This is a genomic window from Acinetobacter sp. P1332 (genome assembly GCF_044057475.1).
Taxonomy (GTDB): domain Bacteria; phylum Pseudomonadota; class Gammaproteobacteria; order Pseudomonadales; family Moraxellaceae; genus Acinetobacter; species Acinetobacter johnsonii.
Genome location: NZ_CP171157.1, coordinates 3,255,290 through 3,278,238 on the forward strand (window position 1 = coordinate 3,255,290; position 22,949 = coordinate 3,278,238).

A 22,949-nucleotide genomic window follows, 5' to 3' on the forward strand; every position below is an offset into this window, starting at 1 on the left:
GCGCATGAAAGCAATCGAAAAAGCAATGCTGATCAAAGAACTGCATCAATTGATTGATGGTTTGGAGCATCAACCTCTGTCTTTTTTTGAAATTGCGCGCTCGAAAAAACGCATTCGCGAAATTTTTGCACTCTGTGATGAACCCATTTTTCAAAAACAACTCGAAGCCTATAAGGCGCTGACTCAGCCTCAAGCTGCGGCTGAACGCTGGATACAACAAAGCCCCTATCAGCATGCCTACATTGGACTATTTCAATATGAGTCTTCTTTAACTGATGCCTTAAAACAGCAGGCGGCTTTCGCATGGGGGGTTTTATATAAATCAGGTTTAGGTTGGCAAATTGTTTTTCAAAACACCCCAGCTACAGTGCATAGCAGCCCATGGCACATAAAGTTTGAGCACGCTTACCAAGGGTTTTTGAGCCATGCACAAAGCACTCAACAACCCGAGAACGTACCTTTTCTCACAACATCTGAAACATCCATAGAAGTTGCAGAAGTTGCAGAAGTTGCAGAAGTTGCAGAAGTTGCAGAAGTTGCAGAAGTTGCAGAAGTTGCAGAAGTTGCAGAAGTTGCAGAAGTTGCAGAAGTTGCACGAGACCAGTTTATCCCGCCCGTTACAACCATATCCCATAAAAAAACTGACATAGGGCATGCACAGGACAATGTGGTTACTGACGCTTTTGTTTTCACGGGTATTGAGCTTTTAAGCATTGCTACAGATGATACATCGGCTGAACGAACCCAAGAGTCTGAGTCAGACTTCCCCGAAGTCCGTCCTGAGTCTAGTCTGCTTTTATCTAAGGCTGAAGCAGCGCTTCATTTCAATACGGAAATACAACCTACATTCGACAGCAACCTAAATGCAACTCAAATTGAAGAATCCAAACTCAGGTCTTTTAAACAAGACGCTGTAGAAGATGTCGTCTCAATCAATCCTATTAAACTAAGTATCAAACAAGATAAGGAACCTGAAAATCAGATCGATATCGTACAAAAAGATTTAGATCTTCAATCTGAAGTATTAGCAGAAAATCATTTGATTCTCAGCAATCTGTCACTTTTAAGTAATGAGCTATGTCCACCTCAGGAAGAGTCGATAATCGATGCTGTTGTACCCATTCGATTTGACCTTAAGCCAAGTGCATCTATTTCAACGCTTGCCATTCAGGACTTTATCCAAAGGCGATCGATCTTGGCTGACCCACAAGACACAGACATTTCATCTGAATCTCATCAGCAAAATCCACTTGAAGGCGAAGCGACAGCACCATGCCCTGCTATGCAGGACAGCCATACAGAAAATTCAGAAACATCGGCCACTGCTACGCAACCCCTACTGCCCACACAGATTAATCTGGGGCAATATCAAGCGCAATTGCACACGCTGCATCAACCAAATTTAGACCCTAAGCTGTATGGCCTCGACATTTCAGGGCACATTGAGATCAATCAAAATATCGAGTTTCTGATCCACAGCGACCAACTCGATCACTGCTTGGACTATCCCATCTATTTGGCAGAACAGACCCATCAGCACGGAAGGTTTATTAAGTATTTGGCTCTATTTGGTGCTGACAGTCCTACAGAAGCCATTCGCCTGAGCCAACAATTTGCCCAGAGTTGTCAGCATCAACTCGCAGCCATTCGCGAAATTGAATGGGATCAGCTACAGACTCACATGCATGATGTGTTTTCGATTTTTCAGCTGTATACCCAACAGGCCAAATTGGTATGGCACATTGAAGACTATCACCCATTTATTCTGGCCGATCTCCTCAATAGCCGTAAATTCATTCATTTTAAAGAAAGCCCCGCGGACGTAAATACGCCCATTTTAGTGTTAAAAGAACGACAAAAAATTCGAGTAATTCATGGTCAAAAGCGGGTTGAACTCTCACGTACCGAGATCGCATATCCGTGCTTGGTCTTAGACCGACAGCACGGCGTCAGTTGGCAACTGATTCAAAATACGATTTCCACTTTGCCTGAACCTATCACTGTGTTTCAATTATTTGATTCTATTCAAAAACAACTGGGCAGCGAGTTGTAGAGTTTTGTATTTTCTACTTGTGTTCTTATGTGAAATTTACAACACTAAAACATCGAAGAACAATAAAGTACGAAAGCATGCTAAGAACTCAACATGTGGGATCCATCTCTTTATTTTTCTGCCTAAGTTTAGGTACATACGTCAACGTGGCTTGGGCGGAAAGCAATACCAACAGCACACAACATTTTGTGCCACCTCACGACGTGGCTGAAATTGACAAAATCGCATCGCCCCCCAAAGGTAGTGGACTTTTATACCAAATTCCACAGTGGATAGACTCACTTCCAACCGTTCTACCTGAGGAATCGGACGAGCTGATTGTGCCCACGACTGATCTCACTGAAGAGCGCACCTGGGTCGACCGCCAGCAAAAAGAAGTTCGAAACTGGGCAGACCGAACAGCCGCCAAAATGGACAATTGGTTTGGTGAAACCGATCCTAAAAAACCAGCTACAGCCACATTACGTGTCTTGGTCGATAACCGCTGGAATAAACATGATGAATACGATGTAAAACCACGTATTCGAGGTCGAGTCAAACTTCCAACTTTAGAACATAAACTCAGTGTGGTGTTTGGGGATGACTCATTAGATAACGAACTGCAAAACAATGTTGCAATTACCAATGAAAATCCACCCAGTGCGAATAACGATAAAACATTTGATCGCCGCCAAACCCGTGATGCCAATAGCTCACTGGCTTTAAGATGGTCGCAATTATCAGATCGTCTGCCTTTTGAAACTGATTTCGACTTGGGGGTCCGTTCAGGGGATGATATCTATGCGCGGATCGAGTTATCGAAAGAATGGAAACTCGACAATGATTTTCGTGCTTATGCTGAACAGATTTACCGTTATGGTATCGACAGTGAAAATTACTTACGTACCAACCTAGAGCTGACGCATGCACGACCCAATCAGCCATTTTTATCCAATCAGTTCAGTCTGACCTATGCAGACGATCAGGATGATGATCTGCTCTGGGATAACTATAGCTTTAGACAACACCAATTCTTTCATGGCAATCGTTTTAACTACGGCATTTACACTGGTGGTTTCTACAACAACGATGACCTACGCTTGAACCGTTGGGGGCCTTTTGTCTCGTGGCGTCAACCCTTCTTACGCGAGTGGTTTTATATCCAAGGCGATTTAAATTATTTTAACGATCACCGTGAAGACCGCAGCCATTACGTCAGTGCCTTGGTCCGTTTTGAGGCTTTATTTTAATGATATGGTGAATCTTTAAGCTGAACTGTGGATAAGTTCTCACTTATCCACGGATATCCACATCAGCTTCTTTTCCGCCAATTAAATCGATGCGTTCAACAGATATTAAGGTGCTTGCCCCAATGGGTTGACATAAAAAAGCCTATCTTAACGATAGGCTTTCTTTAAACATATAATGGTTTATTGAAGCAATAAGCTGTTAATCCGTTTGATATATTCGGCAGGATCATCAGGTAAGCCGCCTTCAGCAATCAGCGCTTGGTCAAAAATTACATTGGCCAAGTCATCAAACTGTGCCGAATTTTCTAATTTTCTTACCAATGGATGCTCTGGGTTAATTTCCAAAATTGGCTTGCTTTCAGGTACGGCCTGACCCGCTTGTTGCAGCATACGAATCAGTTGTGGAGAAAGTTCTCCCTCACCTGTCACCAAGCATGCAGGTGAATCGACCAAACGTGTGGTCACACGTACTTCTTTGGTCTTGGCTTTCAATGAGTCAGATAGTTTTTCAACCACAGGTTTAAACTGCTCTGCGGCTGCTTCAAGTGCTTTCTTCTCTTCGGCATCTTGTAAATCACCTAAGTCGACTGCACCTTTCGCCACGTTCTGCATTGGTGTGCCATCAAACTCATGCACAAATTCCATTGCCCATTCATCAACCCGGTCTACCATGAGTAATACTTCAATGCCTTTTTTCTTAAACAGCTCAAGTTGTGGCGAGTTCTTCGCAGCATTGAGACTGTCTGCAGTCACATAGTAAATCGCTTTTTGCCCCTCAGGCATACGCGCTTTATAGTCCTGCAAAGAAGTGCTCACCGCATCATTGTTTGAAGTTGAGAAGCGTAAAAGTTTTAAAATACGCTCACGGTTACCAAAGTCTTCGCCCAAACCTTCTTTCAATACTGAACCAAATTCACGGTAGAAGGTTGTGAACTTCTCTTGATCTTTTTCATCTTCCGATTTGGCTAAAGCATCCAGCATGGTCAATACACGGCGTGCATTCCCTTCACGAATGGTTTTCACATCACGGCTTTCTTGTAACAACTCACGACTAACGTTCAGTGGTAAATCGGCACTATCGACCACCCCTTGGACAAAGCGTAAATAGTTTGGAATCAAGTTATCCGCGTCATCCATAATGAAGACCCGTTTTACATAGAGCTTAATCCCCGCTTTGGCTTCACGGGTAAAGATATTCGCAGCAGCTTTACTCGGTACATACAACAACTGCGTATATTCGGTACTGCCTTCAACGCGGTTATGCGCCCATGCCAGTGGGGCTGCAAAATCATGGCTAAGGTTCTTATAAAACTCGACGTACTGCTCTTCGGTCACTTCATTTTTATTACGTGTCCACAGCGCGCTGGCTGAGTTAATCGCTTCCCACTCACCCGTTTTCACATACTGACCCGGTTTTGGCTCTTCACCTTCAACCGCTTCTTCTTGCTGCCAAACCTCTTTTTGCATCTCAATCGGCAGGCTAATGTGATCCGAGTATTTATTGATAATTTGCTTCACTTTATGCGACTGTAAATAATCCAACGCATCTTCACGCAAATGTAAAATAATATCGGTACCACGGCTGTCTTTGTGGATCTGTTCGACTTCGAACTCACCTGTGCCCGCACTGGTCCAACGTACCGCCTGATCGGCATGCACACCTGCACGGCGTGATTCTACGGCAATTTTGTCAGCCACAATAAAACCTGAGTAGAAACCGACACCAAACTGACCAATCAGTTGTGCATCTGATTTCTGGTCACCTGTGAGCTTAGACATAAAGTCCTTGGTTCCAGACTTAGCAATCGTCCCTAAGTGATCAATCGCTTCTTGTTCAGTTAAACCAATCCCATTATCTGAAATAGTCAGTGTTTGATTGGCTTCATCAAAGCTGACGCGCACATGTAAGTCTGGGTCATTTTCATAATATTCAGGATGATTAATGCCTTCAAAACGCAGTTTATCGCAGGCATCGGATGCATTTGAGATCAATTCACGTAGGAAAATGTCAGGATTCGAATACAGTGAATGCGTCACTAAATGTAATAGCTGAGCCACTTCAGCTTGGAAACTATGTTTATGTGCGTTTTGCTCGCTCATCAATCGCTCCTTAATGTATTAAGCCTTATAGAGAATGCTTAATGAATTGGAGTGAGCGATACGTTTTTCAATAGCAATCGTAAGTTTTTTTACTTTTTTTAAAATGGACCTTGACGGTAAATACGATCTAAATTCAGCTCTAACTGCTGCTGGCGCATTTTATACACATCCATGAGGCAACTTTGTGAAGCACCACAACGGTCACGGAGACTCAACCACTTCACTTGCTCATCCTGAATCATTCCACGTGTCCCCATCGGAACAAGACGTTTTAAAATGGTATAAGTGGTGGCCATTTTCACATCGGCGTCATTGATTTGGCGATACTCACAAATCGCATGTTCTGTCGTCGTTTTTGCTTTATCACAATTAAAACTTGCCGCTTGAGCATGCATGCTCCACGCCAAACCACAGACTAAACCGATTCCGAACATAGATTTCATTTTTATAACTCTCTTATTCTGTTTCTATCCATTTTATAGATGATTTTCTTTTAATACTGAATCATCGTGATTTATTTCAGCATTGATCACTATTCAACTTTAGTCTTTGCATAAAAAAACCCCATCATCGATGAGGTTCTTAAAAAGCTACTTTTAATTATTAAAATTTGTAGCTATAACCGAGTGTATAAATTACTGGATCGATATCTAATTTAAACTTCGTTGTGCCATCTACATTTACTTCTGGGTTCAGATCTGCATAACGGACATCGGCAAACACACCCCAGTTTTTTGCATCAGCAGGTTGGAAGTTAAAACCAATTTGCGCAGCATAACCGAAATCTTCTTTTACGCTTTTCACACCTTCTTCATCCCATGCAATAAATGCGGTTGCACCGACACCGATATAAGGCGTGAAACCTGTTGAGTTTTTAAAGTTATACTTTGCCGTTAAGGTAGGTGGTAAATGTTTAATTTTTACTGCTTCTGCACCATTAATGAGTACATCGTGGCTAATTGGCGTTGCTAGCAGTAACTCGGCAGAAATATTGTCATTAAAGAAATATTCAACCGATGGCGTAAACGCAAGTTCGCTATCAGCTTCAACTTTTGCATTCCCCAATGCAGCAACTGTTGTATCTTGCGTTGGTGCAACTGCAGATCCACCGACTTTGATTTGCCATTGACCTGCCATTGCAGCAGATGCAGAAAGACCCATTAATGTAATTAGAGCAATTTGCTTCAACATTTCAAACAACCTCTGTTTGTAAAATAATTAATATAAAAATTAACATTAATTCATCATAAACAAGAGTGTAATTAATATGCAATTATAATAATAATGTATTTTAAATACCATTTTTAAGTTATTGTTTTAAATTAATTTAAATATTAAATATACCATTTTAGTTGGTTTTAAATTAATAACATTAAATCAAAATAAATATATTTTAATTCCAACCTTTTTAATCCGAATTAACATTATAAACCCGATTATTTCAATCTGAATAAATAATAAAAAAGGCGATTTAAAATCGCCTTTTTATAATAATTGGAGGGTAAATTACAAAACCATGGCCGCAATCCAACCAAAAATCATGAGTGGAATATTAAAGTGAATAAAGGTCGGGATCACACTGTCTTTCATGTGATCATGCTGACCATCCATATTCAAACCCGAAGTCGGTCCCAAAGTGGAGTCAGAAGCAGGAGAACCCGCATCACCGAGTGCCGCAGCCGTACCAATAATCGCAATGGTTGCCGCTGGACTGAAACCAAACTGGATACACAAAGGCACATAAATAATTGCTAAAATTGGAATGGTAGAGAACGAAGAACCGATTCCTAAAGTAATCAGTAAGCCAATCAATAGCATCCAAAATGCAGCGAGTCCTTGGCTAGAACCAATCCATTGCACTGATGCTTCTACCAATGCTGGCACTTGATTGGTCGCAGAAATAACAGATGCAAAACCCTGTGCTGCAATCATAATGAAACCAACTAATGCCATCATTCGCATACCGCTAATAATCACATCATCTGCTTCTTTCCATTTAAAAATGCCCGCACAGCTCAAAATCGCAACACCAACCAGACCAGCTAAAATCATGGAATCTGATGCAATTTGTACCCAAAGCGTAGCAACTACCGCAATGAGAGCCATAGATAACGTAAACTTTGAAATTTCGGGCTTAGACTTCTCACCCGTGATATCAAGTTCAGAAGAAATACTTTGCTGCACTGGTTCCACATGTACTTCTTCGTATACACGTTTCTTACGGTAACTAAAGAATACAGCAACCAATAAACCAACAAACATGCCAAAAACAGGAATGGCCATTGCTGAAGGGATATCGGCATAATTGATTTTAAAGCCGTAGGGTTGCCCGAAAGTATTAATATTTTGACCTAAGATGTCATTCAGGAAAATCGCACCAAATCCAAATGGTACCAGCATATAAGTGGCAACCAAGCCAAAGGTTAGAACACAAGCAATTAGTCGACGATCTAACTGAAGATGGTTAAACACACTTAATAAAGGAGGAATCAGGACTGGAATAAACGCAATATGTACAGGAATGACGTTTTGTGAACAAATTGCTGCTAACGCGACGGTTATAAAAATCAGATATTTAACCCGATTTTGTGCCTTTTCATTGCTCGAACCTTTCAATGTTTTAATAAGCTTATAGGCCAACAAGTCAGGTAAACCTGAGCGTGCCAAAGCCAAAGCAAATGCACCTAAGACCCCGTAAGCCAACGCAATTTTTGCGCCGCCCCCAAGCCCATTATTAAATGCTTCGAGGGTACCGTGTAGCCCTAAACCAGCCAATAAACCGCCTGTGACAGCACCAATAATTAATGCAAATACTACAGGCACACGAGCTAATGAAAGTCCAAACATGACCCCAATAGCGGCAAGAATTGCGAACATAGTGAAAAGAGTGACTTGGAAGAAAGGCGCATTTTATCAGAAAATAACCAAAAAATTCTGCCCTTACAGGTCGCTAGCGCCTTTCTCTTTCACAGATCATTTCAGCTGGCTTCAACACAACGCCAGTTTTGAACAAACCTTTTGATTTCTTTAGCAATTACCTCTGGCTGGCTCAAGATTGCCCAATGGTTGGCATTCACATTCACCCGTTGAAAATCCTCGACCCACTTCGGCATTTCATCGATTAACGCTGGACTCACAAACTGATCTTGCTCCAACACAATCGCTAGTACGGGACAAATTGCAAAGCGTTCCCGAGGTTTCGTCAGGCGTGGGATAAAGTTCGCGCGGTAGAGCGCAACCCCGTGCTTACCATCGGCAGCAATGTGATGATTCAGCGGTAAGTCTGAGCGTCCTTCTAAACGCGATAAAATTTTGCTCCATTGCTTAGGACTAAAAAACTGCCATACTGTCGGTGCTAAAAAAGGCAACTGAAAGGCCGCAATGTACCAAGACTTCGTTAACTGCTTAAAAAATTGATGCTTATGTTGTACGAACTGTTCACGCATCCAAAATGCAGCATGGTCTAAGCATGGGCCTGAAATAGTGGTAAATGACAGCATACGCTCTCTAAATTTTGGCTCAGTCGCGGACTCCCATGACTGAATCGAACCCCAGTCATGCGCAACTAGATGAAAGCTAAGCTGCGGAATCACACTATTCACCACACTTTCCAAATCTAGTGATAGCTGAGGCAAGGCATAGGCCCGTGTACGACGCGGCACACTCGACATCCCTGCACCGCGAACGTCATAGGTCACAATATAATAATCTTGCACCAGATGCCCAATCACAGGCTCCCAGACCTCTTGATTATCTGGATAGCCATGCACCAAGACCAGCACAGGATTGTTCGCATTGCCCCATGTTTTCACATAAAGTCTTTGCTGATCTGTAGTTTGTACCCAGTAACTTTGCTGCTCCATATTCAGCTCCTTATTGTTATGGACTGTTTTTTATACTTTACTGGCAAAACGATCAATACCAATTGATTTGATCTTCTCTAGTATGGATAGAAGTTCATCAGATACCATTGACCGAAATGAGCATTTTAAAAAACTTGTGACACAGCCAATTGTCGCGAAATACTTTCTCAATCATTTTGCTCCCTTTAAAGGTGCAGGGATTCAAATTTAAAAATTTGACCTTAAACACGACCACATTCGCGTCAAAATGCCCCTCACTCGACAAAACCGAAATATTGTCGGAGTACATTTTAGCGGGAGTTTATATGCGATGGTCGACCCGTTTTATATGACCCTACTGATGCACTACTTAGGCAATAAGTATATTGTCTGGGACAAAGCAGCCTCTATCCAATTTCTCAGTTCAGGACGCAGTACAGTCTATGCAGACTTTCACCTTGATGCCCAAGAAATCGCGACTGTGAAACAACTGGCCGACAACTATGCCCCGTACATCGTACTTATACCTTAAATATTTACGATGAAGCCGGCATTCGAATTGGAGAAGTGGAAAAGACTTTATATATAGTCAAATCATTATAAAACCAATATATCTAAGTATATGAATTATTTTTATTTTTTTCGAATCATGTATGGATAATAAAGTAGTTTGACTATATCCGTCTTAAAAAACCTAAACCGGCACAGCTATAAAAAAAGCACTTCCATGAAGTGCTTTTTTTGGAAATTTGAACTTAAAACATTATTTACGTTCTTCAATTGCAGCGCCCGCACCACCGCCGATAGCTCCACCAATGGCAGCGCCGGTATTACCACCAAACACGCTTTTACCCACTGCTGAACCAATCGCACCGCCAACACCACTGTAGGTTGCATTACGGTTTGAACCACCTTGAGCTTTACTGCCCACAGCAGCACCAGCACCGCCACCAACAGCTGCACCTACACCGCCACCGAGGCTATTCCCCGCAGCACCACCTACTGCACCGCCTAAAGCCGCTGTCCCAATACGTTGATCAGAAGCGCTCATATTTTCACAACCTGCCAACAGCATCGTCGAAAGAGATGCCACTGCAATAATGCTCATATATTTTTTCATGAGATTTGTCCTTATTGGCTATTTCTTACAGCATAAAAGATCAGTATGAACTTAAAACCCGTGAAATGTTACGGTTACAGGTGCTATTGCTGAAAATTTGTAAGTAAGAAGCCCTCCTTAGAGGGCCTCATACTGTATTGAACTCAAGCTTATTCAGGCTCTTTCACCACAACCACATCTTTGGTGGTGGTGCCATTTTCTTGGAGCACCGCACGCGTCACACTTTCTTTACTGTTCGGATCTTTCACTTGATCTAGTTTCAGCTCCTTACGTACAGGTTCCTGCCCTTTCTTAAACTCAATCCCTTGTGCATCAACTTGCTTACCTTCTGCAAGGACTACACCACCTTGACTTAAGGTCGATTTCACTTCAACTTTGGATGTCGGAACAATCACGCTACCTTTTTGCACAATCGGTGCAGACATTTTTTTATCTGAAAATTGGCTGGCATTTTCTTCGAGAACCACTTCACGCGCCACAATATCTTTACCACCATTTTTCACTTCAAAAATAGTCGCTTCGGTCGTCCGCACTGGGTCTTGACCCGCGACACTGCGAATAATCTGTGTTTTGACAATCGGTACAACCGCCTTATCCTCCACGGTGATGGTATTCGGCATCGGCGCTGCCATCGTTTGGCCCACAAATGCGAAGATGCTTAAGCCCAATAGTTTTGATGTCAATTTCATGTGGAACCACCTGTATTTTTTAATCGTTAATGAAGTAAGGAGATTTGTGTACTTATATTTTTACTATAGGAAAAATGTAAAATTTATAAAAGCTTAAATCCACTTCTGTAACAAAAGGACAAAAAAAAGCCACCCGAAGGTGGCTTTTTCACGCGTTTAAAGGGCTAATTACAGACCGTTAAACTCATCGCTAAATGCTTGGCTTAATGCTTGATCCACATCAGAGAAGTCATTTACAAGCTCATGCTCTGCAGCTTCAGCTTCTTGACGACGACGCTCTAAGTGATATGCAAGACCAGTACCTGCAGGAATCAAACGGCCTACAACTACGTTCTCTTTCAAGCCACGTAAATCATCTTCTTTACCTGTTACAGCCGCTTCAGTTAACACACGAGTGGTTTCCTGGAACGATGCAGCAGAGATGAACGAGTCAGTAGAAAGCGACGCTTTAGTAATACCCATCAATTGACGTTCAAACTTCGCAGGGAACTTGTTTTGCGCAAGAACAGCTTGGTTCTCTTGCATCACACGGATGTAATCCACTTGCTCGCCTTTGATGAAGCTTGTATCACCGCCATCAGTGATATCAACTTTACGCAACATTTGACGTACGATCACTTCAATGTGCTTGTCGTTGATTTTTACACCTTGCAGACGGTATACGTCTTGAACTTCGTTCACGATGTAGTTGGTCAGCGCAACTTCGCCTTTCAAGCGTAGGATGTCATGTGGATTCTGTGGACCATCAGAAACAGTCTCACCACGGTTCACATGTTCGCCTTCGAACACGTTCATGGTACGCCATTTTGGAATCAGTTCTTCGTAAATCTCAGAACCATCATCTGGAGTAATCACTAAACGGTTCTTACCTTTAGTCTCTTTACCAAAGCTCACAACACCTGAAATTTCAGCAAGAATTGCATGCTCTTTCGGTTTACGCGCTTCGAACAAGTCAGCTACACGCGGTAGACCACCGGTAATGTCACGCGTACGTGAAGTTTCTTGAGGTACACGACCAATAACGTCACCCACACCAATTGTTTCGCCATCACGGACAGAAAGAATCGTGTTTTGTGGTAGGAAGTAGAACTGCTCACCACCATCCGTCGTATCAAGAACAACCGCAGGACGTAAATCTTTACCAGACGCAGGACGTGCAGTCACAGGTAAGATTTCAATCGTCGTCATACCTGTTGCATCATCAGTTTTCGAGGTAACAGTTACGCCATCAGCAATTTGGCTGAAACGTACTTTACCTGCAACTTCTGTTACAAGTGGGTGTGTGTGCGGATCCCAAGTCGCTACAATACCGCCAGCTTCTACAGCTTCGCCATCTTTCAACAAGATAGACGCACCGTATGGCAGTTTATAACGCTCACGCTCACGACCTAAATCATCCGCAATACCGATTTCGCCTGAACGAGAAGTCGATACCAAGTGACCTTTGGCATGTTGTACTGTTTTCACATTGTGGAAACGTACAGTACCTTTGTTACGTACTTGTACGCTGTTTGCAGCAGACGTTCGGCTTGCAGCACCACCTACGTGGAAGGTACGCATTGTTAACTGTGTACCCGGCTCACCAATCGATTGTGCAGCCATAACACCCACAGACTCACCAGGGTTCACCTGATGACCACGCGCAAGGTCACGACCATAACATTTCGCACATACGCCGAATGTAGATTCACACGCAACCACTGAACGTACTTTAACTTCATCGACACCTTGCTCTTCTAGGAAGTTTGCAAGTTTCTCATCGATCAAAGTGTTACGAGGCAGGATAACGTCGTCAGAACCTGCTTTTTTCACATCTTCAGCAACAACACGGCCCAGTACTCGAGTACCTAAGTTCTCGATCACGTCACCGCCTTGAATGAACGGAGTCATTACAAGACCGCCCAAAGTACCACAGTCAGGCTCAGTAATAACCAAGTCTTGCGCTACGTCTACAAGACGACGTGTCAAGTAACCAGAGTTTGCTGTTTTCAGTGCTGTATCGGCCAAACCTTTACGCGCACCGTGTGTTGAAATGAAGTACTGAAGTACTGTCAAACCTTCACGGAAGTTCGCTTTAATTGGAGTTTCAATGATCGAACCATCTGGTTTCGCCATCAAACCACGCATACCCGCTAACTGACGAATCTGAGCTGCCGAACCACGGGCACCTGAGTCAGACATCATATAGATCGAGTTGAATGATTTTTGCTTCTCATCTTCACCCTGTTTGTTTTTAACAGTGGTAAAAGACAAGTTGTCCATCATCGCTTTCGCTACTTGGTCGTTGGTACGTGCCCAAATATCGACAACTTTGTTGTAACGTTCGCCCGCAGTTACGAAACCTTGTTCGAACTGTTGCTCAATTTCACGAACTTCAACTTCTGCTTTTTCAATAATTGAGTACTTCGCAGGTGGAATCACCATGTCTTCCATACCGACCGATACGCCTGAACGTGTCGCTTGACGGAAACCTAAGTACATCAATTGGTCAGCAAAGATCACTGTATCTTTAAGACCTAATTTACGGTAGCAAGAGTTAATCAATTTAGAGATGTTTTTCTTGGTCATCTCAACGTTGATTTGTTGGAAATCCATACCTTCTGGCACAACTTCCCAAAGTAAGCAGCGACCTGGTGTTGTATCCACAACAATGGTTTGCTGTTCACGGTTACCATTTTCATCAATCACAGTCTGGTGTACACGTGCTTTTACGCGAGCGTGTAAATTTACCTGACCTGTTGCAAGTGCACGGTTAACTTCGTGAGTATCTGCAAACACCATGCCTTCACCTTTGGCATTGATCGCATCACGCGTGATGTAATACAAGCCTAAGACAACGTCCTGAGACGGTACGATGATTGGCTCACCGTTCGCTGGAGACAAGATGTTGTTGGTCGACATCATTAACGCACGCGCTTCTAACTGCGCTTCAAGCGTTAATGGTACGTGTACCGCCATTTGGTCACCATCGAAGTCGGCGTTAAACGCAGCACAAACGAGTGGGTGAAGACGGATCGCTTTACCTTCAATCAGGATCGGTTCAAATGCTTGAAGACCCAAACGGTGAAGTGTAGGCGCACGGTTCAACATCACAGGGTGTTGACGAATCACGTGAGCAAGAACGTCCCAAACTTCTGGCGTTTCGCGCTCAACCATTTTCTTCGCAGCTTTAATGGTTGTTGCTTGGCCAGATGCTTGTAGTTTCGCGAAAATGAATGGCTTGAATAATTCAAGCGCCATTTTCTTCGGAAGACCACATTGGTGCAGACGTAAAGTAGGACCTACAGTAATTACCGAACGACCTGAATAGTCAACACGCTTACCAAGTAAGTTTTGACGGAAACGACCTTGTTTACCTTTGATCATGTCAGCCAAAGATTTAAGAGGACGCTTGTTCGAACCCGTGATTGCACGACCACGACGACCGTTGTCTAGCAATGCATCTACAGACTCTTGTAACATACGTTTTTCATTACGTACGATAATGTCTGGCGCTGCAAGGTCAAGAAGACGCTTCAAACGGTTGTTACGGTTGATCACACGACGGTAAAGGTCGTTCAAATCAGAAGTCGCGAAACGACCACCTTCAAGTGGTACTAACGGACGAAGATCTGGTGGAAGTACTGGAAGTACATTCATCACCATCCATTCTGGCTTGTTGTTTGACTCTTTGAACGCTTCCATCAACTTCAAACGCTTAGACGCTTTTTTAAGCTTCGTCTCAGACGTTGTGTTTGGAATTTCTTCACGTAAACGTGAAATTTCGTTTTCAAGATCGATGTCTTTTAACAAGTCTTGAACAGCTTCTGCACCCATTTTCGCAGTGAATTCATCACCGTGTTCTTCTAAAGCGTTGAAGTATTCTTCATCATTAAGAAGTTGGTATTTCTCAAATGGAGTCATACCTGGGTCAGTTACTACGTAAGATTCGAAATACAATACACGTTCGATATCACGTAAAGTCATGTCTAATAATAGACCGATACGGCTCGGAAGTGATTTTAAGAACCAAATATGTGCAACTGGAGACGCCAGCTCGATGTGACCCATACGCTCACGACGAACTTTCGCAGTTGTTACTTCAACGCCACATTTTTCACAAATGACGCCTTTGTATTTCATACGCTTGTATTTACCACACAAGCATTCGTAATCTTTGACTGGGCCAAAAATTTTGGCACAGAATAAACCATCACGTTCTGGTTTGAACGTACGATAGTTAATGGTTTCAGGCTTTTTAACTTCACCATGAGACCATGACTTAATCATTTCTGGTGACGCAAGACCAATACGGATGCGATCAAACTCAACTGGAGCATGACCGTCTGAATCCGTCTTTTTGCGCATGATATCGAGCAAGTCTTTCAATTTTTTTCTCCGTGTGTTGTGGAGACTTTCACTACACAACTGGGTCACAAATATTGTTTTTACTGAAATTTGGGAATATCTAATCCCCCTAAATCCCCCTTTGTAAAGGGGGATTTGCTCCCCTCTTTAATAAAGAGGGGCTGGGGGAGATTTCTTAGTCACCATTTTTCAGTTCAATGTTGATACCTAAAGAACGGATCTCTTTGGTCAATACGTTGAACGATTCAGGCATACCTGGGTCCATATAATGGTTACCATCTACAATGTTCTTATAGATACGGGTACGACCTTCAACGTCATCCGACTTAACAGTAAGCATTTCTTGAAGCGTGTAAGCTGCGCCATATGCTTCAAGCGCCCAGACTTCCATCTCACCGAAACGCTGACCACCGAATTGTGCTTTACCACCAAGCGGCTGTTGAGTTACTAATGAGTAAGAACCAGTAGAACGCGCGTGCATCTTGTCGTCTACCAAGTGGTTCAGTTTCAACATGTACATGTAACCTACAGTTACAGGACGGTCAAACTGTTCACCTGTACGACCATCATACAATACTGTTTGACCAGTACGTGAAATGTTCGCAAGCTCTAACAAGTCTTTAATTTGTGATTCTTCAGCACCATCGAATACTGGCGTTGCAAGTGGAACACCTGCACGCAAGTTACCTGAAAGCACCAAAATTTCATCATCAGTTAAGCTATCAAGATCTTCTTGCTCGCCACCAACTTTGTTATAAATCTTGTCTAAGAAGCCACGAAGCTCAAGTACAGTACGTTGCGCTTTTAACATCTTGTCGATTTCTTCGCCAAGACCTTTCGCTGCCATACCTAAGTGAGTCTCTAGAATCTGACCCACGTTCATACGTGACGGTACACCCAGTGGGTTCAATACGATGTCGACTGGAACACCATTGGCATCGTGCGGCATGTCTTCAACAGGTAAGATGTTAGAAACAACACCCTTGTTACCGTGACGACCTGCCATCTTATCACCCGGTTGGATGCGACGTTTAACAGCCAAGTAAACCTTAACAACTTTCAATACACCTGTTGTTAATTCATCACCTGTAGAAAGTTTGCGTTTTTTCTCTGCAAATTTCTCATCAATTTCGAAGCTCTTCTCTTTCAAGAACACTTGAATTTGAGTTAAACGCTCTGCAATAGCTTCATCAGTCGGTTGGATTTCAAGTAAATCAACCAATTCTAAACCAGACAACACGTCTGCAGAAAGCTTATCTCCACGCTTGGTTGTACCACCACCGTTAGACTCTTGACCTGTCAACAAACGAACAATACGTTCACGTGCTGCTTCTTCGAAGATTTTGTATTCTTCTTTCAAGTCTTTACGGTATGAATCTAGCTGAGCTTTTTCAATTGCTTGCGCACGTTCGTCTTTTTCAAGACCGTCACGTGTAAACACTTGAACGTCAATCACTGTACCTTTGGTACCTGATGGAACACGTAAAGATGAGTCTTTTACGTCAGCTGCTTTTTCACCGAAGATTGCACGAAGCAATTTTTCTTCTGGTGTTAACTGCGTTTCACCTTTAGGCGTTACTTTACCTACAAGGATATCGCCAGCAGTCACTTCAGCACCGATATATACGATACCTGATTCATCAAGCTTAGACAGTGCAGCTTCACCTACGTTAGGAATATCCGCAGTAATTTCTTCTGCGCCTAACTTCGTATCACGAGCAACACACGACAATTCTTGAATGTGAATTGACGTTAAACGGTCTTCTTGAAGTACGCGCTCTGAAAGTAAGATCGAGTCTTCATAGTTGTAACCATTCCACGTCATGAACGCAACGCGCATGTTTTGACCGAGTGCAAGCTCACCGCCATCTGTTGATGGACCGTCAGCCAATACATCGCCACGACCGACTTTATCACCAAGTTTCACAAGAACTTTTTGGTTAATACAAGTGTTTTGGTTCGAACGTGTATATTTGATCAGGTTATAGATATCTACACCTGCCTCGCCTGCAACCATTTCGTCTTCGTTGACACGAATCACGACACGTGAAGCATCGACGAATTCGATACGACCACCACGACCCGCAATCACACACACACCAGAGTCATGCGCTACATTTGCTTCCATGCCTGTACCTACAAGCGGTTTGTCAGCAATCAATGTAGGCACAGCTTGACGCTGCATGTTTGAACCCATCAATGCACGGTTGGCGTCATCGTGTTCAAGGAATGGAATCAGTGATGCAGCAACAGAAACAACCTGCTGTGCAGAAACGTCCATATGCGTCACTTTTTCAGGCGGCATACGTACGAAATCACCTTGGTGACGTACAGAAACAAATTCTTCTGTTAAGTTACCGTCTTTATCTACGCCAGAATCGGCCTGTGCAATCACAGTACCTACTTCTTCAATTGCAGATAAATACTCAACTTCATCCGTTACACGACCATCAACCACTTTACGGTATGGTGTTTCTAAGAAACCGAAATTGTTACATTTCGCATAAACAGAAAGCGAGTTGATCAAACCAATGTTTGGACCTTCCGGCGTTTCAATTGGACATACACGACCGTAGTGAGTTTGGTGTACGTCACGTACCTCAAAGCCCGCACGTTCACGTGTCAAACCACCAGGACCAAGCGCCGATACACGACGTTTGTGCGTAATCTCAGACAATGGGTTGTTTTGGTCCATGAACTGAGATAATTGGCTTGAACCAAAGAATTCTTTGATTGCAGCAGCCACTGGTTTCGCATTGATCAAATCTTGCGGAGACAAGTTATCTGTTTCAGCTTGGCTTAAACGTTCTTTAACAGCACGTTCTACACGAACTAGACCAACACGGAATTGGTTTTCAGTCATTTCACCTACTGAACGCACGCGACGGTTACCCAAGTGGTCGATATCGTCGACTTCACCTTTACCGTTACGGATTTCAACCAATGTTTTGAGTACATCAGTGATATCTTCGTTCGACAAAATTCCTTCAACTTCACGAGACTTCTGATCCGTACCCACTTCGTAAGGACGACCCAAACGACGGTTGAACTTCATACGACCCACTGGAGAGAGGTCATAACGTTCTGAAGAGAAGAACAAGTTATTGAATAAATTTTCAGCCGCTTCTTTCGTTGGTGGCTCACCTGGACGCATTACTTTGTAGATTTCTACCAATGCTTCTTCACGACCTGTCGTGGTATCTGCACGTAAAGTATCTGCAACGAATGAACCACGGTCGATGTCATTGGTGAATAGAATGTTAAATTGTTTAACACCACCTTCAGCCAATTTCACCATCACTTCATGGCTTAACAAGGTATTTGCTGCAATCACATCACCATCTTTAAGTGGGATGTCTTCTGCAGTAATACGCTCGTACAAGTACTCATCTGGCACAGAAAGCTTTTCTAGGCCAGCAGCTTCCATTTGACGCACATGACGCGCGTTGATGCGCTTGCCTTGCTCAACAATGGTTTTGCCATCATTGTCTACGATGTCAAATTGTGCCATTTCACCACGCAAGCGTTCTGGAACAAGGTCAATCTGGTAGCTACCCATGTCTAGGTATACAGGCACTTTTTCATAGAACAAGTCTAAGATTTGCGCATTGTTATAACCCAAAGCACGAAGAACCACAGTCGCAAGTAATTTACGACGACGGTCAATACGCACAAATACAAGGTCTTTTGCGTCAAATTCAAAGTCTAACCATGAACCACGGTAAGGAATAATACGCGCAGAATAAAGCACTTTACCACTAGAGTGGGTTTTGCCTTTATCGTGGTCAAAGAATACGCCCGGTGAACGGTGTAATTGAGATACGATTACACGCTCAGTACCATTAATAACGAATGTACCGTTATCGGTCATGAGTGGCATTTCACCCATGTACACTTCTTGCTCGCGCACGTCTTTAATTGATTTAGTTTCGCGATCTTTTAAGATCAAACGAATTTTTACGCGCATTGGTGCTGCATAAGTTGAGCCACGAAGAATACATTCGCGTACATCAAACTCAGGCTTACCAAGACTATACTCAACAAATTCTAAAGCAGCATTGCCAGAATAACTTTCTATAGGAAAAACTGAACGAAACGCGGCTTGCAGACCGATATCTTCGCGGTTTTTTGGTGATTTGCCATCTTGTAAAAATGTTCTGTACGAGTCGACTTGAATCGCGAGCAAGTACGGAGCATCCATAACACTAGGCAATTTACCAAAATTCTTACGGATCCGTTTCTTTTCGGTATATGAGTATGCCATCTGGAGTCCTCGGAAAGTAAACCGAGCCCGCCTGCAGAACGGGCTCAGAAGGAATTACGCAGGCCGATATGGCCACCACTTTTTACAAATGCTGCAATTTTCAGTGGTATTGAAACGCTTACCAATATTTTTAAATTTGAAAAATATTGGTAAGCGTTTGATTCTTTTCTTTATTTTAATTTGATGGATTTTCCACCAAGCAAACAAAAATCGAGCCGATTATTGTAACGCAAAAAGGCTGATGACCCAAGAGCCATCAGCCAATTTTTGGGGTGAAATTAATATTCCCCCCCTGGTAGCATTACTTAATAGTAATAGTAGCACCAGTTTCTTCAAGTTTTTTCTTAAGTTCTTCAGCTTCTTCTTTAGAAACTGCTTCTTTAAGAACTGAAGGAGCGCCTTCAACCATGTCTTTAGCTTCTTTCAAGCCAAGACCAGTGATTTCACGAACTGCTTTAATCACAGCTACTTTGTTCGCGCCGAAAGAAGTCAACTCAACGTTGAATTCTGATTGCTCTTCAGCAGCAGCAGCAGCAGGACCTGCAGCTACAGCTACAGCAGCAGCAGATACGTTGAATTTTTCTTCGAAAGCAGAAATAAGTTCAACAAGTTCAAGAACAGTTTTTTCAGCAACTGCGTTTAAGATTTCTTCGTTTGTTAAAGCCATGAGAGTAACTCCAAATGGGTATTGAATGATGTGTGTTTAAGTTTGAGCTTATGCAGCTTCTGACTCGTTTTTCTCTTGAAGCGCTGTAAGTAAGCGACCCAATTTCGAAATAGGAGCCTGAAGAACGTTTGCAAGCATAGTAAGCGCTTTCTCTTGGTTTGGAAGATTCGCGATAACGCTAACTTCTGCGCCTTGATAAAGTTTGCCTTCAAATGCAGCAGCTTTAAGTTCAAATGCTTTGTTAGTTTTCGCAAATTCTTCGAATAAGCGTGCCGCAGCACCCATGTCATCTGCAGAAGTTGAGAAAGCTAAAATTGTTGGGCCAACAAGGTTGTCGTTCAAGATATTGAATGGAGTATCTTGAAGAGCGCGTTTAGCCAAAGTATTACGTACAACACGTGTAGCAACACCTAACTTACGAGCTTCAACACGAAGAGCAGTTAATTGCTCAACAGTTAAACCTTGGTAGTCAGCAACAACAGCAGCAAACGCAGTAGAAGCAACTTCAGTTACTTCAGCAACGATCTGTTTTTTGCCTTCGATAAGAAGAGCCATTGTAAAACCTCCTAACGGTGATTTATGTACTTACGCGAAGTACACTCCCAATTCGCAAGTTCATCACTGAACTTACACGCGGAGGATGAACAAATCACACCACCGCGTCTACTCAGGCTGGGAAATTAAGAAAGTAATCGAAATTACTCTCGCCTGAGGTCTTTGACGCTGATAAATCTACATTTACCAATTCAAAGTTTGCCTAAGTTTGCAAGTAGTCCGAAACCGGTTTCTCTTGCGTAATATTTGAAGCAGTGCTTCAAATATTACTCAGGGCTTTAAAATTCTGTCTAAGTTAAACTTAGTTAGAAACGTTGTTTACATCAACAACAAGACCAGGACCCATAGTTGAGCTCAAAGTGATCTTTTTGATGTATACACCTTTAGATGTCGCAGGCTTTAACTTTTTCAAGTCTGCAATCAAAGTTTCAACGTTTTGACGAACAGCTTCAGCAGAGAAATCTACTTGACCGATCGCAGCGTGGATAATACCCGCTTTGTCTACACGGTAACGTGCTTGACCAGCTTTTGCATTTTTAACTGCACCAGCTACGTCAGGAGTTACAGTACCCACTTTAGGGTTTGGCATTAAGCCACGTGGACCAAGAATCGTACCCAACTTACCCACAACGCGCATTGCATCAGGAGCAGCAATCACTACATCAAAGTCAAGGTTACCCGCTTGGATGCTTTCAGCAAGGTCATCAAAACCAACCACGTCCGCACCTTCAGCTTTAGCAGCTTCAGCAGCAGCGCCTTGAGCAAACACAGCTACACGTACAGTTTTACCAGTACCTGCAGGAAGTGTAGTCGCGCCACGAACAACTTGGTCAGATTTACGAGGGTCAACACCTAGGTTTACCGCAACATCCAAAGATTCTTTGAATTTCGCAGCAGGAAGACCAGCAAGAACAGCTACGGCTTCTTCTAAAGTGTAAACTTTGTTTGCTTCAATAGCAGCAGCAATGGCTTTTTGACGTTTAGTTAACTTTGCCATGTCTTATAGCTCCACTTCCAAGCCCATAGAACGTGCAGAACCAGCGATGGTACGAACACGTGCGTCTAAATCAGCACCAGTTAAATCTGGTTCTTTAGTAGTCGCGATTTCTTCCAATTGAGCACGAGTCAACTTACCAACTTTAGTTTTGTTAGGTACAGCAGAACCCTTTTGGATACCAGCAGCTTTCTTAAGAAGAATAGATGCAGGAGGAGTTTTCATGATGAATGTGAACGACTTGTCGTTGTACACAGTGATCACGACTGGAATTGGTAAACCAACTTCAAGTTTTTGTGTCGCAGCATTGAATTCTTTACAGAATGCCATGATGTTAACACCACGTTGACCCAATGCAGGACCAATCGGTGGAGATGGATTCGCTTTACCAGCTGGAACTTGCAGCTTGATATAGCCGTCAATCTTCTTAGCCATTTCAAATTACCTCTGGGTACAAACGCCGATGAAGGCTCCCCAATTTCTAAGTAACGATACCGTTACAACAACAATGCCTGACTTATTAATAAGCCAGGCGTTTTTCAACCACATCCAATTAAACAGATTTTTCGACTTGGCGAAATTCCAGCTCAACCTGAGTTGGTCGATTAAATACATTAATGGTCAACGTTAAACGTGACTTTTCGTATAGAACTTCTTCCACCACACCTTTAAAGTCTGTGAATGGACCGTCAATTACGAGTAATTCTTCGCCTGGTTCAAACATCGTCTTCGGACGTGGTGCTTCACCAGTATTGCGTACACGAGCAAGAATCGCATCTGCTTCACGTTGGGTAATTGGCGCCGGTTTCTCAGCCGTACCACCAATAAAACCTAAAACTTTTGGACATTCTTTAACAATGTGCCAAGTTTCATCATTCATTTCCATTTCGACCAATACATAGCCTGGAAAGAACTTACGTTCAGATTTACGTTTCTTACCATCCTTCATTTCTACCACTTCTTCGGTAGGAACAAGGACTTCACCAAAGCTATCGGCTACAGCGCTACGCTGGATTCGATCATTAAGTGAACGCATCACTTGTTTTTCATAACCTGAATAGGCATGAATAATGTACCAACGTTTCATAG

General features: G+C 42.9%; 16 protein-coding genes and 1 pseudogene. 3 read left to right on the top strand and 14 right to left on the bottom strand.

What is annotated here, in order from left to right; all coding sequences use genetic code 11:
- Positions 1 to 4 precede the first annotated feature (4 nt).
- Positions 5 to 2,053, top strand: coding sequence for a hypothetical protein (locus ACFN7Z_RS16020; protein ID WP_395442217.1), 2,049 nt, complete (start codon positions 5 to 7; stop codon positions 2,051 to 2,053).
- 77 nt (positions 2,054 to 2,130) lie between these two features.
- Complete coding sequence (locus ACFN7Z_RS16025) at positions 2,131 to 3,282, top strand: hypothetical protein (protein ID WP_029574925.1); 1,152 nt, start codon at positions 2,131 to 2,133, stop codon at positions 3,280 to 3,282.
- A gap of 180 nt (positions 3,283 to 3,462) precedes the next feature.
- Here the strand turns inward: ACFN7Z_RS16025 and htpG are convergent, their stop codons facing one another.
- The 5 genes from htpG to ACFN7Z_RS16050 all read right to left on the bottom strand — a co-directional run bounded on the left by htpG (position 3,463) and on the right by ACFN7Z_RS16050 (position 9,245).
- Positions 3,463 to 5,382, bottom strand: a complete 1,920-nt coding sequence (gene htpG, locus ACFN7Z_RS16030; protein WP_010325741.1) for a molecular chaperone HtpG — start codon at positions 5,380 to 5,382, stop codon at positions 3,463 to 3,465.
- Between the two features lie 98 nt (positions 5,383 to 5,480).
- Positions 5,481 to 5,825 carry a lysozyme inhibitor LprI family protein gene (locus ACFN7Z_RS16035; RefSeq protein WP_010325740.1) on the bottom strand — a complete coding sequence of 115 codons (345 nt, stop codon included), beginning with the start codon at positions 5,823 to 5,825 and terminating at the stop codon, positions 5,481 to 5,483.
- Between the two features lie 160 nt (positions 5,826 to 5,985).
- Complete coding sequence (locus ACFN7Z_RS16040; protein WP_010325739.1) at positions 5,986 to 6,573, bottom strand: OmpW family protein; 588 nt, start codon at positions 6,571 to 6,573, stop codon at positions 5,986 to 5,988.
- Positions 6,574 to 6,888: 315 nt separating this feature from the next.
- Entirely contained in the window at positions 6,889 to 8,259 is a 1,371-nt protein-coding gene (locus ACFN7Z_RS16045) for a Na+/H+ antiporter family protein (RefSeq protein ID WP_004978663.1), read from the bottom strand.
- Positions 8,260 to 8,360: 101 nt separating this feature from the next.
- On the bottom strand, positions 8,361 to 9,245 hold the full coding sequence (locus ACFN7Z_RS16050; RefSeq protein ID WP_058952362.1) for an alpha/beta fold hydrolase: 885 nt from the start codon (positions 9,243 to 9,245) through the stop codon (positions 8,361 to 8,363).
- 82 nt (positions 9,246 to 9,327) lie between these two features.
- Here ACFN7Z_RS16050 and ACFN7Z_RS16055 point away from each other — a divergent pair.
- Positions 9,328 to 9,827 (top strand): annotated as a pseudogene (locus tag ACFN7Z_RS16055) (DUF4442 domain-containing protein).
- A 160-nt stretch (positions 9,828 to 9,987) separates the two neighbouring features.
- Here the strand turns inward: ACFN7Z_RS16055 and ACFN7Z_RS16060 are convergent.
- From ACFN7Z_RS16060 to nusG, 9 genes are all read right to left on the bottom strand, one after another.
- Positions 9,988 to 10,344, bottom strand: coding sequence for a hypothetical protein (locus tag ACFN7Z_RS16060; RefSeq protein WP_010325736.1), 357 nt, complete (start codon positions 10,342 to 10,344; stop codon positions 9,988 to 9,990).
- Between the two features lie 149 nt (positions 10,345 to 10,493).
- On the bottom strand, positions 10,494 to 11,033 hold the full coding sequence (locus ACFN7Z_RS16065) for a hypothetical protein (RefSeq protein ID WP_010325735.1): 540 nt from the start codon (positions 11,031 to 11,033) through the stop codon (positions 10,494 to 10,496).
- Positions 11,034 to 11,201: 168 nt separating this feature from the next.
- A complete protein-coding gene (gene rpoC / locus ACFN7Z_RS16070; RefSeq protein WP_010325734.1) occupies positions 11,202 to 15,401 on the bottom strand; it encodes a DNA-directed RNA polymerase subunit beta' in 4,200 nt (1,399 codons plus the stop codon).
- 154 nt (positions 15,402 to 15,555) lie between these two features.
- Entirely contained in the window at positions 15,556 to 19,644 is a 4,089-nt protein-coding gene (gene rpoB / locus ACFN7Z_RS16075; RefSeq protein ID WP_010325733.1) for a DNA-directed RNA polymerase subunit beta, read from the bottom strand.
- 301 nt (positions 19,645 to 19,945) lie between these two features.
- Positions 19,946 to 20,311, bottom strand: a complete 366-nt coding sequence (gene rplL / locus ACFN7Z_RS16080) for a 50S ribosomal protein L7/L12 (protein ID WP_004692767.1) — start codon at positions 20,309 to 20,311, stop codon at positions 19,946 to 19,948.
- Positions 20,312 to 20,359: 48 nt separating this feature from the next.
- Positions 20,360 to 20,866: a 50S ribosomal protein L10 gene (gene rplJ, locus ACFN7Z_RS16085; protein WP_010325732.1), complete on the bottom strand. Its 507-nt coding sequence runs from the start codon at positions 20,864 to 20,866 to the stop codon at positions 20,360 to 20,362.
- Between the two features lie 301 nt (positions 20,867 to 21,167).
- Complete coding sequence (gene rplA / locus ACFN7Z_RS16090; protein ID WP_010325731.1) at positions 21,168 to 21,863, bottom strand: 50S ribosomal protein L1; 696 nt, start codon at positions 21,861 to 21,863, stop codon at positions 21,168 to 21,170.
- Between the two features lie 3 nt (positions 21,864 to 21,866).
- Entirely contained in the window at positions 21,867 to 22,295 is a 429-nt protein-coding gene (gene rplK, locus ACFN7Z_RS16095; protein WP_004668262.1) for a 50S ribosomal protein L11, read from the bottom strand.
- Positions 22,296 to 22,413: 118 nt separating this feature from the next.
- Positions 22,414 to 22,947, bottom strand: a complete 534-nt coding sequence (gene nusG, locus ACFN7Z_RS16100) for a transcription termination/antitermination protein NusG (RefSeq protein WP_004692772.1) — start codon at positions 22,945 to 22,947, stop codon at positions 22,414 to 22,416.
- Positions 22,948 to 22,949 lie beyond the last annotated feature (2 nt).

What these genes read in the sequence shown, in the direction of transcription:
- rplA (WP_010325731.1), bottom strand. Translation starts at nt 21,863, where the DNA reads ATGGCAAAGTTAACTAAACGTCAAAAAGCCATTGCTGCTGCTATTGAA.
- rplK (WP_004668262.1), bottom strand. Translation starts at nt 22,295, where the DNA reads ATGGCTAAGAAGATTGACGGCTATATCAAGCTGCAAGTTCCAGCTGGT.
- ACFN7Z_RS16035 (WP_010325740.1), bottom strand. Translation starts at nt 5,825, where the DNA reads ATGAAATCTATGTTCGGAATCGGTTTAGTCTGTGGTTTGGCGTGGAGC.
- nusG (WP_004692772.1), bottom strand. Translation starts at nt 22,947, where the DNA reads ATGAAACGTTGGTACATTATTCATGCCTATTCAGGTTATGAAAAACAA.
- ACFN7Z_RS16040 (WP_010325739.1), bottom strand. Translation starts at nt 6,573, where the DNA reads ATGTTGAAGCAAATTGCTCTAATTACATTAATGGGTCTTTCTGCATCT.
- ACFN7Z_RS16045 (WP_004978663.1), bottom strand. Translation starts at nt 8,259, where the DNA reads ATGTTCGCAATTCTTGCCGCTATTGGGGTCATGTTTGGACTTTCATTA.
- htpG (WP_010325741.1), bottom strand. Translation starts at nt 5,382, where the DNA reads ATGAGCGAGCAAAACGCACATAAACATAGTTTCCAAGCTGAAGTGGCT.
- rplL (WP_004692767.1), bottom strand. Translation starts at nt 20,311, where the DNA reads ATGGCTTTAACAAACGAAGAAATCTTAAACGCAGTTGCTGAAAAAACT.
- ACFN7Z_RS16065 (WP_010325735.1), bottom strand. Translation starts at nt 11,033, where the DNA reads ATGAAATTGACATCAAAACTATTGGGCTTAAGCATCTTCGCATTTGTG.
- ACFN7Z_RS16050 (WP_058952362.1), bottom strand. Translation starts at nt 9,245, where the DNA reads ATGGAGCAGCAAAGTTACTGGGTACAAACTACAGATCAGCAAAGACTT.
- rplJ (WP_010325732.1), bottom strand. Translation starts at nt 20,866, where the DNA reads ATGGCTCTTCTTATCGAAGGCAAAAAACAGATCGTTGCTGAAGTAACT.
- rpoB (WP_010325733.1), bottom strand. Translation starts at nt 19,644, where the DNA reads ATGGCATACTCATATACCGAAAAGAAACGGATCCGTAAGAATTTTGGT.
- ACFN7Z_RS16060 (WP_010325736.1), bottom strand. Translation starts at nt 10,344, where the DNA reads ATGAAAAAATATATGAGCATTATTGCAGTGGCATCTCTTTCGACGATG.
- ACFN7Z_RS16020 (WP_395442217.1), top strand. Translation starts at nt 5, where the DNA reads ATGAAAGCAATCGAAAAAGCAATGCTGATCAAAGAACTGCATCAATTG.
- ACFN7Z_RS16025 (WP_029574925.1), top strand. Translation starts at nt 2,131, where the DNA reads ATGCTAAGAACTCAACATGTGGGATCCATCTCTTTATTTTTCTGCCTA.